We start from the raw sequence: 11244 nt of genomic DNA on the forward strand, positions 1-11244 counted from the left end.
GCGGATAGATGCCTTTGCTCCTACCGGCCTTCGAGGCCTGACTGTAATCGGCATACCGCGAGCTCAACCAATGTTGGCCAGAAGCCGAAGACGGCTTCCTCGAATAGGCCTGATACATAGATGCAAGGCTTGCCCCAATGCCGGTCAGTTAAGGGCCGGAGCACAGACGTCCATGTAGGAGCGGACCTGGCCGCGATGGGCCGCGCAGCGGCCCCTTGGGCCTGTGACATCTGAGAATCAGCTTGCGAGTGCCGGCGGTTTCAGAATCGCCGGGGCCGCTCCGCAGCCCATCGCGGCCGGGTCCGCTCCTACAGGTGCGACGTTCAATTCCTTAACTGACTGGCATTGGGGCTTGGCCGCGAAGTTTTTCAGCGGTGGGCTGGCAACTTTTTACACCACTTCGTAAAAATATCGTTACACATCACCCGCCTAAGCTTGCCGCTTTTCCCCGATACCCTCGCTTGTAACAAATTCCTGCCAAATCCGACGGCCAATCGGCTGTCGCCTCATTTTTGCCCCCTTGTTCAGCGAGCGCCTTAAGGATCAGATGCGCCATGGCCAAACGTCGCATCACGCCCGAGCGGGTTCGGGCGTGTACAATGCGCGCGTTTTGACTGTGACTACACCGCGTACCGCGCACCCCTGCGGACGTCGAGCCCCGGCTCAAGTCCAAAATCCAAGGTTATCGCCTTGCTCACTCCGCCGCGCCACGAGCGCAGCGGGTCCGATTCCGTCACAGATAAAAACAAACAGGTGACTTAGTTAATGAGTGGACAATCTTCCCCCTCGGGCGAGCTGAAACGCGGCCTGAAGAACCGCCACATCCAGTTGATCGCGCTGGGCGGCGCCATTGGCACCGGGCTGTTCCTGGGTTCGGCGGGCGTGCTCAAGTCGGCCGGTCCGTCGATGATCCTCGGTTACGCCATTTGCGGCTTTATCGCCTTCATGATCATGCGCCAGCTCGGTGAAATGATCGTCGAAGAGCCGGTGGCCGGCTCCTTCAGCCATTTCGCGCACAAATACTGGGGCGGTTTCGCAGGCTTTTTGTCGGGCTGGAACTGCTGGGTGCTGTACATCCTGGTCGGCATGTCGGAACTGACCGCGGTCGGTAAGTACGTGCACTATTGGTGGCCAGAGATTCCGACCTGGGCCTCGGCAGCGGTGTTCTTCGTGATGATCAATGCGATCAACCTGGCCAACGTCAAAGTCTTCGGTGAAGCCGAGTTCTGGTTCGCGATCATCAAGGTATTGGCCATCGTCGGCATGATCGCCCTGGGCAGCTACATGCTGGTCAGCGGCAGCGGCGGCCCGCAGGCAGCCGTGAGCAACCTCTGGGAGCACGGCGGCTTCTTCCCGAACGGCGTCAGCGGCCTGGTCATGGCCCTGGCGATCATCATGTTCTCCTTTGGCGGCCTGGAAATGCTCGGTTTCACCGCAGCCGAAGCCGAGAAGCCGAAAACCGTGATCCCGAAAGCGATCAACCAGGTGATTCACCGCATCCTGATTTTCTACATCGGTGCCTTGGTCGTCCTGCTGTCGCTGACCCCTTGGGACAGCCTGCTGACCTCGCTTAACTCGTCCGGCGACGCCTATAGCGCCAGCCCGTTCGTGCAAGTGTTCTCGATGCTGGGCAGCGGCACCGCAGCGCATATCCTCAACTTCGTGGTGTTGACGGCTGCCCTGTCGGTCTACAACAGCGGCACTTATTGCAACGCCCGCATGCTCTACGGCATGGCCGAGCAGGGCGACGCCCCGCGCAGCCTGGCGAAGATCGACAAGCGCGGCGTTCCAGTGCGTTCGATCCTCGCCTCGGCGGGCGTGACCCTGGTTGCGGTCCTGCTCAACTACTTCATCCCGCAGCACGCGCTGGAACTGCTGATGTCGCTGGTGGTTGCCGCGCTGGTGATCAACTGGGCGATGATCAGCTTCTCGCACCTCAAGTTCCGCCAACACATGCAGCGCACCGGCCAGACCTCGCTGTACAAGTCGCTGTGGTACCCCTACGGCAACTACATCTGCCTGGCGTTCGTGGTGTTGATCCTTGGCATCATGCTGCTGATCCCGGGCATCCAGGTGTCGGTCTACGCCATTCCGGTGTGGCTGGTGGTGATGTGGGGGTGCTACAGGCTCAAGACCAAACGCAGCGCAGCGCAGCAGGGTGCTGGTGCGGTGGGCGTGGTAGCGAAGTAAGCGGTTTGCGCTGAAACGGTTGTGACACAGGAAGCCCCGGCTTGATGAAAGCCGGGGCTTTGCTTTTTTCAGGGGATGGAAGCGCGCAAGGCGGTATCCTGTCGGCATCAACACGGGAGTGCATTCATGCTGGAAATTTCAAACGCGGTGCAGATACCCGATGACGAGATCGAGTTGACGGCCATTCGTGCTCAGGGCGCCGGCGGGCAGAACGTCAACAAGGTCTCGAGCGCCGTGCACCTGCGTTTCAATATTCACGCATCGTCCTTGCCGCCGTTCTACAAGGAGCGCCTGCTGCTGCTGCGTGACAGCCGTATTACCGCCGATGGGGTGATTGTCATCAAGGCGCAGCAATACCGCACGCAAGAGCAGAATCGTGCCGATGCACTGGAACGCCTGCGGCTGCTGATCGTCGCCGCCGCCAAGGTCGAGAAGGCCCGGCGCCCGACCAGGCCGACGCTGGGCTCGAAAACCCGGCGGCTTGATACCAAGAGCAAGCGCGGGGCGATCAAGGCCGGGCGCGGGCGAATCGACTTTTAAGGATGGACCTCGAAGACGCGTGGGGTACGTGCCGCTTGGCAATAGAGATAAAGGCTCAACAGTAAGCCACAGGCTGCCGCAACGGCGGCAAACAGGAAGATCGAGGCAAAGCCGAAGCCTGCGGCGACAGCGCCGGCCAGTGGCCCGGTGATGCCCAGCGACAGGTCGATAAACAGCGAATAGGCACCCACTGCCGCACCGCGGCTGGAAGCAGGTACCAGGTTGACCGCTTCCACGCCCAACGCCGGAAACACCAGCGAAAAGCCAAAGCCGGTCAATGCCGCGCCCGCCAGAGCCATTTCAGCGCTGGGTGCAACCCACAGCAGCAGCAAGCCCAGGGTTTCAACCGATAGACAGGCAATGGCCACGCGAAAGCCGCCGAGGCGGTTGATCAGGTTGCCGAACAACAGCCGCGCACCGATAAAGCAGCCGCCGAACAGGGTCAGGCACAGCGCGGCGTTATCCCAACTGTGGCTGGCATAGTAGAGGGTAATGAACGTGGCAATGGTGCCAAAACCGATCGAGCCCAGTGCCAGGCCTGAACCATGTGGCAACACGCGGCCCAGCACATGCAGGAATGGCAAGCGCTCACCGGCAACGATGGGCGCGGCCTTTTTCGGCCAAGCCAGAGCCACGCCCAACGTACATAGAACAATGATGCTGACGCCCATGCTCCAGAGCCCCAGGTGCTTGACCAGAATCACCCCCAGCGGTGCGCCGATGGCCAGTGCGCCGTAGCTGGCGATGCCGTTCCAGGAAATCACCTTGGCGGTGTGTTGCGCGCCGACCCGGCCAATGCCCCAGCCGATGGAGCCGGAGCCCACCAGGCTTTCAGCGCTGCCCAGCACCAGTCGCCCGACCAGCAGGCTGATCAGGCTCCAGAGTGGAAACGTTTGCAGGCTGCTTGAAAGCAGCATGAAGACACCGCTCAGGCCGCAACCCGCCAAGCCATAGATCACCGCTTTCTTGGGGCCCAGGTTATCGATGATACGGCTGGCATAGGGGCGGCTGAGCAGCGTGGCCAGGTACTGGACGCTGATCACAAGGCCGGCGATCACGGCGCTGTAGCCCAGGTCGTTGTGTACGTAACCCGGCAATACAGCCAACGGGATGCCGATATTGAGATAGCCGATAAAGGTGAACAGAACAATGGAGACGACTTGCAGGGTGACCGCCATGGGGCGCGGTGAGTCAGGCATAAAAACGGTATCCGGTGTGACCCGAGCAGGAAGGTGCAGGGTGTTTGACGCTGGCTATGATAATTGCGCGGGCGGTGATGCGGGGCGTGAAGAATGAAAAAAGTGCGGGAGTGGTGCGCTGATCGACCGCTTTATGCGGCGCGGCGCAAGGGCTGTGCGAAAACCCAGTGGCGCATCAGCAGCCGGGGTTTCCACACACGCCCTGTCGGTAGCGTCGGTCAGTCTTGACGTTCGCAGACGGCGGGTTCTTCGTTCTCGGATTTGGCCGAGTACGCCGGCTCATGCCCGGCAGTGGTGGATTGTGCCTGTTCAGGTTGCTGCAGGCTCGGGAAGGGGAGGTTGGGGATTTCGTGCATCGTCATCGCTCCTCGCAAGTTGATTGAAGGGTTGCTGGATAGCGTGGTGCTTTCTCGAAAAGCCCGGGGAGGATACAGCAGTCTGGATGACAATCAGACGTTTACTGTGCATTTGCTGATGAAAGGTGGTAGAGAATCTATTTCGCATTTGTAGGAGCGCCGGACCGCCGCTCCTACATTCAGTGCGTATTTCAGCAGACTGCTGCGATTGCTCGGGCCAGCGCATCCAGCCGTGTCGCATCAATGCCGGCCACGTTGGCCCGGCCAGTACCGACCATGTACACGCTGTGCTGGTCACGCAGTTGTTTGACCTGTTCCGGCGACAAGCCGGTGTAGGAAAACATCCCGCGTTGCACGCCGATATGCGCAAAGCGCTCGCGCAAGCCGTAGGGTTCCAGCGCTTCCAGCAGGCCGCTGCGCAGTTGAGCAATGCGCAGCCGCATGCCTTCGACCTCATCAACCCACAGTTGCTTGAGTGCCGGATCACCGAGGATCTGGGCGACGATTGCCGCGCCGTGATCCGGTGGCGTCGACCACAGGTTGCGGGCAATGAAGGCCAGTTGGCTGCGCACGTCCTGCAGCTTTTGGGCATCCTGGGCACACACCAGCAAGGCGCCAGTGCGTTCGCGGTACAGACCGAAGTTCTTCGAGCAGGAACTGGTGATCAGCAATTCCGGCAGCTCGGCTGCAAACAACCGAACCGCCCAGGCATCCTGTTCCAGGCCATCGCCAAAACCCTGATAAGCGAAGTCGATCAGCGGCAGCAAATGCCGACGCTGAACGATCCGGAGTACCTGGCGCCAGTCCTCATGAGACAGGTCAAAACCGGTCGGGTTATGGCAGCAGGCGTGCAACAGCACGATGTCCCCTTCAGGGACCTGCTCCAGCACCTCCAGCATGGCCGCTACATTCAGGCGGTTGTCCGCGCCCACGTAGGGGTAATGGCTGACCTTCAGGCCCGCTGTGGCGAAGATGGTTTCATGGATCGGCCAGGTCGGGTCACTCAGCCAGATTCCGCGCCCGGGCAAGCACTGCTTGATGAAGTCGGCGCACAGGCGCAGGGCACCCGTGCCACCCGGGGTTTGCGTGGCACCCGCGCGCTGGTGTTGCAACACCGATGAGTCGGCGCCCAACACCAGTTCGCTGACCAGTCGGCCGAACGCCGCATCACCATGACCACCGACGTAGCTCTTGCTGGTCTGACGCTCCAGCAGACGCTGTTCGGCCTGTTTGACCGACTGGGGAATCGGCGTCAGGCCCATGGCGTCCTTGTAGACGCCCACGCCCAGGTCGAACTTGACCGGGCTGGGGTCCTTGGCGTATGCCTCGATCAGGCCGAGAATCGGGTCCCCCGGGACCCGCTCGATCGCACTGAAGTGCATTACTTGCGACCCTCGGCGTCCTTGGCCACTTCGTCGGTGCGCGCCGCCATGATGAAGTCATTGCGGTGCAGGCCCTTGATCGAGTGGCTCCACCAGGTAACGGTGACTTTGCCCCATTCGGTCAGCAGGCCTGGGTGATGGCCTTCAGCTTCGGAGATTTCACCGACAGCGTTGGTGAATGCCAGCGCGTGCTTGAAGTTCTTGAACAGGAAGATCTTTTCCAGCTGCATGACGCCGTCACGCACTTCGATATTCCAGTCCGGGATCTGCTTGATCAGTACCGGCAGTTCTTCGTCGCTGACCTGCGGGGCGTCGGCACGGCATGCTTCGCAATGGGCTTTGTTCAAGGCATTCATCGAGGTTATTCCTGATTGAGTTGTTATAGGGTGGCCGGTCGCGTCAGGCGGCTTTCGGCGGGAATTTGGGGGCGTGCAGGCCCATTTTCATGGCTTGGTGGACCATGCTCATGATGTCTTCGTGGGCCAGGTCGAACAGGCGCTTGAGGCTCGGCAGCTCAAAGTAGACCGGCTGCAGAATGTCGATCCGGTACGGGGTGCGCATGGCTTCCATCGGGTCGAAGGCCTGATGTTCCGGTACATCTGAAAGACAATAGACGGTTTCCTTCGGCGAGGAGAGGATGCCGCCGCCGTAGATCCTGCGACCCTCGGGCGTTTGCACCAGGCCAAATTCGATGGTCATCCAGTACAGGCGGGCGAGGTAGACGCGTTCTTCCTTGCTGGCGGCCAGGCCGAGCTTGCCATAGGTGTGGGTGAATTCGGCAAACCAGGGGTTAGTCAGCAGCGGGCAGTGGCCGAAAATTTCGTGAAAGATGTCGGGTTCTTGCAGGTAGTCCAGTTCTTCTACGGTGCGAATAAAGGTCGCGACCGGAAACTGCTTGCTAGCCAGCAGTTCAAAAAAGGTCTGGAAGGGGATCAGTGCCGGTACCCGGGCCACTTGCCAGCCCGTGGTTTCGCCAAGCACCTTGTTGATTTCAGCCAGTTGCGGAATACGGTCCATCGGCAGGCCGAGCTGCTCGATTCCGTCCAGGTATTCCTGGCACGCACGCCCCTGGACCACCTTCAATTGCCGGGTAATCAGGGTGTTCCAGACCGCGTGTTCTTCGGCCGGGTAATCGATAAAACCTTGCGCATCGGGCTTGCGGGCCACGTAGTGCGTCTGTTTCATGCTGCTCTCCTGAGGGAAGCCATTATTGTTCTGTGCTGCGATGGTTTAAGTGATAACCCTCTTTCGCGGCTCCGTGTAGTCGCGGCAAGGGCTGAGGCAGGCGCACGAACCTTGGTTTTGTAACGATTGCTTTACAGGTTTGCCGGAGATTCGAATTTTCGCGGCTTGGATGCGTTGAAAATTCCTACATTTGTAACGTATTCTTGACAACATTCGGCGCCCGATTGCAAATTTTTCCGGCCAATCGCGGCCCGCCGCCCGCCAATATCCACACATTTCCAGGCCCTTCCATGCGTATCAAAGTGCATTGCCAAAACCGCATAGGCATTCTTCGCGACATTCTCAATTTGCTGGTGGAGTACGGCATCAACGTGGCCCGTGGTGAAGTGGGCGGCGAGCACGGCAATGCCATCTACCTGCACTGCCCGAACTTGATCAACCTGCAATTTCAGGCCTTGCGCCCCAAGTTCGAAGCCATCGGCGGGGTGTTTGGCGTCAAGCGGGTGGGCCTGATGCCCAGCGAGCGTCGGCACATGGAGCTCAATGCCTTGCTCGGTGCCCTGGAGTTTCCAGTGCTGTCGATCGACATGGGCGGCTCTATCGTCGCCGCCAACCGCGCGGCAGCGCAGTTGCTGGGGGTGCGCGTGGATGAAGTGCCGGGGATTCCACTGTCGCGCTACGCCGAAGACTTCGATTTGCCCGAGCTGGTGCGGGCCAACAAGTCCCGCATCAATGGCCTGCGGGTGAAGGTCAAGGGCGATGTGTTCCTCGCCGATATCGCCCCGTTGCAATCCGAGCACGATGACAGCGAAGCGCTGGCCGGCGCGGTGCTGACCTTGCACCGCGCTGATCAGATCGGCGAGCGCATCTATCATGTGCGCAAGCAGGAGCTGCGCGGCTTTGACAGTATTTTCCAGAGCTCGCGGGTGATGGCGGCGGTGGTTCGCGAGGCGCGGCGCATGGCGCCGCTGGATGCACCGCTGTTGATCGAGGGCGAGACCGGCACGGGCAAGGAGCTATTGGCCCGCGCTTGCCACCTGGCCAGCCCGCGCGGCCAGTCGCCGCTGATGGCGCTCAACTGCGCTGGGTTGCCTGAGTCCATGGCCGAGACCGAGTTGTTCGGTTATGGCCCCGGTGCCTTTGAAGGCGCCCGTGCCGAGGGCAAGCTCGGGCTGCTGGAGCTGACCGCTGGCGGCACGCTGTTTCTCGACGGCGTGGATGAAATGAGCCCGCGCTTGCAGGTCAAACTGCTGCGCTTTCTGCAGGATGGCTGCTTCCGCCGGGTGGGCAGCGATGAAGAGGTGTACCTCGATGTCCGGGTGATCTGTGCAACCCAGGTTGATTTGTCGGAGTTGTGCGCCCGGGGTGAGTTTCGCCAGGACCTGTATCACCGTCTCAATGTGCTGTCGCTGCATATTCCGCCGCTGCGCGAATGCCTGGACGGCCTGGGCCCGCTGGTCGAGCACTTTCTCGATCAGGCCAGCCGCCAGATTGGCTGCGCCTTGCCGCGCCTGGCGCCGGCGGCGATGGAGCGGTTGGGGCAGTACAGCTGGCCGGGCAATGTTCGACAGTTGGAAAATGTGCTGTTTCAGGCGGTGTCGTTGTGCGAAGGCGGGGTGGTCAAGGCTGAACACATTCGCCTGCCCGATTACGGCGGGCGGCAACCGTTGGGCGAGTTCTCGCTGGAGGGCAGCCTTGAGGACATCGTCGGTCGCTTTGAAAAGGCGGTGCTGGAGCGCCTGCAGAGTGAGTACCCCAGCAGCCGTTCCCTGGGGAAACGGCTGGGGGTTTCACATACCACGATCGCCAATAAGCTGCGCGATTATGGGGTGGGCAAATCCAGCTGAGTCAGTTGGCGTAGGGCTGCAGATACGTCAGTGAAAAGGCTGCATCGGAGTAACTCACCCGCAGTTTTGGTACCACGACGCTGCCACAACTGCGGCACGTGTCCAGCTTGGTGAACAGGTGGATACTCCGCAATGTATTGATGCTGAATTCGCGCATGATCCAGCTGGCAATCAGGCGCTCGGAGTCTGTCTCGCGAGTATTCATTCGCACCGATAGTTGGTCGCCGTGGCGAATCGCCGGCAGGGTCCAGAACAGTGGGTCCGGCGTGAGCGTTACATGCTTGATGGCGTTGATGTATCTCACGCCGTCGATGACCGCCTCGTCCGGCAGTGGGAGCCTGAGCTTGCGGGCGTTGCTGCCTGCCGACGTCGAGTAACAGACCGTGCGATTGCCCTGGGTGTCGACGACCTCGGCGTAGGCCAGGTTGCAACCGAGCAGTTGCCGGGTCATTTTTTCGTAGAGCGTTGTGTCCAGCAACGAACGCTTGGAAAACGGCTGCCAATCGCCGACGGCATCCTTGCCATTCTTGATCGGAAACAGGTGATTCAACACGGCAGCGATGGCGTCGCGTTCACGGTCGGTGCGGCTGGTAATGGCCTTCCAGTCGGGCACCAGTTCTTTCATGAAATCGAAGTAGCGCTGTTGGTTCCGCTCTTGGGTAAAAATGGATTTGGCAAATTCTTCCAGGTCATTGGTATAGCCCTGGCTCAAGCAATAGGCGGCGTATTGCTCATAGGTGCTGAATGGGCCTTCTGGAATCAGGTGCTGGGTCAGCAGCCACTGAAAACGTTGCGGGGTCAGCAGGCGCCTTAACGTATCGGCGATTCGCTGAAGCAGCGGGCGCTGGACGTTGAGCAGGGCGTTGCAATCGAACAGCAGCTTGGCCAGGCGCGCAATTTCAGGTTTGAAACCGTTGTGCTGGACGACCAGCCTGAAGGGTTCAGCCACTTCCAGATAGCGGGCGATACGCTCGGGGTCGGTCAGCCGCTGAAAAACCCGTGCGCTGCTGCCCGTGGCCATGTCTGCCACATAAAACACGCCTTTGTCGGCCTCTACGTACACCTGAGACGACTCTCCCGGGCCTGGGAAAATGATGCCGCGCAGGACCCGGCGATCGCCCACGGCATTGGTCAGGGCGCCAAGTTCGACCAGGGGTAAATACGGTGTGATGCGTTTTTTCACCAGATTATTGCTAAGCGAATCAGGCAAGCCGAATGAGCGCTCGCGCGACATTTTTCCGGCCACTTGCTGGCGATACTCCACTGGGTGGCGAAGGTTCAGGCGTGACAGGGCTTCGGCATTCAGGGGCAGCAGCTTTTTGCGGGAGGGGCTCCAGTAGCAGAACTGCTGCTCGTGTACGACGAGCGCGGTTGTGTCGCCCGGAGTGGCTGCCAATAGCAGTTTTTTGGCACAGAAGGCGAGTGAAATGATCTCACCGGCGGGCATGTCGTCGGTGGCTGCCGGGATCTCGCTGATCAGCCAGCCGCCGCTCGTTGGCGCCAGTGATAGTTCACGTTTGACGCGTGCGTCGTTGCTCAGTACTTTCCAGGGTAATTCAGTGTTTGCAAGGTAGAGTTCACAGGCAACATCAAGCGGCACTATCGCGTTGCAGAACTGACAATAAAGTTGCAGGTGAGGCGATTGAGCGGTGGCCGAAATGTCAGTTTTAATATTTAACAAAATAGTCAGGTCGTTAAATAAGACTTCATCTTCATGTTCGTCGTGAATACAAGAGTTCATGGAGTTCGCCTGATGAATGTTCATGGGAGGCGGATATTCAATCCGGAACAGTCAGGCGTGGTGGTGCAATACTATGGCGGCACGCGCCCCCGTTGGCAGGGCCGTGGGGCGCAGCGACGAGGGGATGGGTCAGCCGTTGTAGCAGCCGTTACCCATGACGCGGTATTCCAGTACGTGGGTCTTGCCTTGGGAGTCTTCATAGGTCATGCGGGCGGGAACCACTTCGCAGACGTTCGGAATCTCGCTCATGGAGATCACTTTGGCGATGTCCAGATGTTGCGAGTAAGAGTACTGTTCTACCGGGACGGTTTGGTTATTGACGGACACCCTTTCATCGGCCATCGCGCTTGCGCAAAAACTGCCAAGTGCCAGAACCAGTAACGCTTTCATCAGTATTTACCTTATTTACGGTCGTAAGGGTTCACGCAGCACTTGTGGCACTGCGTGTGGAGCGGGTAGTTAACAATCGTCAAGTTATCGCGGGATTAACGGCCTTCGTGGGGGCTGTCGCATGTGTTAATCACGTTGCCGTTGCAGGCGAGGCGAATTTTAGGGATTGGCGGGGTCATGAAACAGTCACCGTTTTGATAAAGACTGTTGGTGGAAACTGTAACAATCTGCAAAAAACTCCGCGGGCTTGCCGAACCTGTGTAGGAGCCGGGCTTGCCCCAATGCCGGTCAGTTAAGGCATTGAACGACACAAACCCTGTGGGAGCGGATTTACCGGATCGCCGGACCGCCGCGAATGAAAACACCGCGGTTTATCAGGCATTGCGCGGCGCCTACATTCGCGGATAAATCCGC

10 protein-coding genes are annotated in these 11244 nt (G+C 59.7%); 3 read left to right on the top strand and 7 right to left on the bottom strand.

All coding sequences use genetic code 11. The annotated features are described in order from the left end of the window. The first annotated feature begins 765 nt into the window (after positions 1 to 765). Positions 766 to 2190 carry an amino acid permease gene (locus GUY40_RS27870; RefSeq protein WP_166572124.1) on the top strand — a complete coding sequence of 475 codons (1425 nt, stop codon included), beginning with the start codon at positions 766 to 768 and terminating at the stop codon, positions 2188 to 2190. A 126-nt stretch (positions 2191 to 2316) separates the two neighbouring features. Then, complete coding sequence (arfB, locus tag GUY40_RS27875) at positions 2317 to 2730, top strand: alternative ribosome rescue aminoacyl-tRNA hydrolase ArfB (RefSeq protein ID WP_166572125.1); 414 nt, start codon at positions 2317 to 2319, stop codon at positions 2728 to 2730. Here arfB and GUY40_RS27880 read toward each other — a convergent pair. The 5 genes from GUY40_RS27880 to phhA form a co-directional block, all read right to left on the bottom strand. Further along, complete coding sequence (locus GUY40_RS27880) at positions 2727 to 3929, bottom strand: MFS transporter (protein WP_166572126.1); 1203 nt, start codon at positions 3927 to 3929, stop codon at positions 2727 to 2729. The two genes, arfB and GUY40_RS27880, sit on opposite strands and share 4 nt — an antisense overlap. Positions 3930 to 4147: 218 nt before the next feature. After that, on the bottom strand, positions 4148 to 4285 hold the full coding sequence (locus GUY40_RS27885; RefSeq protein WP_166572127.1) for a hypothetical protein: 138 nt from the start codon (positions 4283 to 4285) through the stop codon (positions 4148 to 4150). A gap of 191 nt (positions 4286 to 4476) precedes the next feature. Then, a complete protein-coding gene (locus GUY40_RS27890) occupies positions 4477 to 5667 on the bottom strand; it encodes an amino acid aminotransferase (RefSeq protein ID WP_166572128.1) in 1191 nt (396 codons plus the stop codon). Beyond that, positions 5667 to 6023 (bottom strand): 4a-hydroxytetrahydrobiopterin dehydratase, encoded by a 357-nt coding sequence (locus GUY40_RS27895; protein WP_166572129.1) that lies wholly within the window; start codon positions 6021 to 6023, stop codon positions 5667 to 5669. The genes GUY40_RS27890 and GUY40_RS27895 overlap by 1 nt, the downstream gene beginning before the upstream one ends. 43 nt (positions 6024 to 6066) lie before the next feature. Beyond that, positions 6067 to 6852 carry a phenylalanine 4-monooxygenase gene (phhA, locus tag GUY40_RS27900; protein WP_166572130.1) on the bottom strand — a complete coding sequence of 262 codons (786 nt, stop codon included), beginning with the start codon at positions 6850 to 6852 and terminating at the stop codon, positions 6067 to 6069. A 290-nt stretch (positions 6853 to 7142) separates the two neighbouring features. Between phhA and GUY40_RS27905 the strand changes: the two genes are divergently transcribed. Continuing rightward, complete coding sequence (locus GUY40_RS27905; protein WP_166572131.1) at positions 7143 to 8699, top strand: sigma-54-dependent transcriptional regulator; 1557 nt, start codon at positions 7143 to 7145, stop codon at positions 8697 to 8699. 1 nt (position 8700) lies between these two features. On the opposite strand, the gene GUY40_RS28615 is transcribed toward GUY40_RS27905, so the two are convergent. Then, positions 8701 to 10299 (bottom strand): deaminase domain-containing protein, encoded by a 1599-nt coding sequence (locus tag GUY40_RS28615; RefSeq protein ID WP_166572132.1) that lies wholly within the window; start codon positions 10297 to 10299, stop codon positions 8701 to 8703. Positions 10300 to 10569: 270 nt separating this feature from the next. Next, entirely contained in the window at positions 10570 to 10830 is a 261-nt protein-coding gene (locus GUY40_RS27915) for a DUF2790 domain-containing protein (protein ID WP_166572133.1), read from the bottom strand. Between the last annotated feature and the right edge of the window lie 414 nt (positions 10831 to 11244).

This window comes from Pseudomonas sp. R5(2019) (assembly GCF_009905435.1).
Classification (GTDB): domain Bacteria; phylum Pseudomonadota; class Gammaproteobacteria; order Pseudomonadales; family Pseudomonadaceae; genus Aquipseudomonas.

Bases quoted from the DNA above. Each gene is read 5' to 3' on its own strand.
- GUY40_RS27915 (WP_166572133.1), bottom strand. From the start codon at position 10,830: ATGAAAGCGTTACTGGTTCTGGCACTTGGCAGTTTTTGCGCAAGCGCG.
- phhA (WP_166572130.1), bottom strand. From the start codon at position 6,852: ATGAAACAGACGCACTACGTGGCCCGCAAGCCCGATGCGCAAGGTTTT.
- GUY40_RS27880 (WP_166572126.1), bottom strand. From the start codon at position 3,929: ATGCCTGACTCACCGCGCCCCATGGCGGTCACCCTGCAAGTCGTCTCC.
- arfB (WP_166572125.1), top strand. From the start codon at position 2,317: ATGCTGGAAATTTCAAACGCGGTGCAGATACCCGATGACGAGATCGAG.
- GUY40_RS27890 (WP_166572128.1), bottom strand. From the start codon at position 5,667: ATGCACTTCAGTGCGATCGAGCGGGTCCCGGGGGACCCGATTCTCGGC.
- GUY40_RS27885 (WP_166572127.1), bottom strand. From the start codon at position 4,285: ATGCACGAAATCCCCAACCTCCCCTTCCCGAGCCTGCAGCAACCTGAA.
- GUY40_RS27895 (WP_166572129.1), bottom strand. From the start codon at position 6,023: ATGAATGCCTTGAACAAAGCCCATTGCGAAGCATGCCGTGCCGACGCC.
- GUY40_RS27870 (WP_166572124.1), top strand. From the start codon at position 766: ATGAGTGGACAATCTTCCCCCTCGGGCGAGCTGAAACGCGGCCTGAAG.
- GUY40_RS27905 (WP_166572131.1), top strand. From the start codon at position 7,143: ATGCGTATCAAAGTGCATTGCCAAAACCGCATAGGCATTCTTCGCGAC.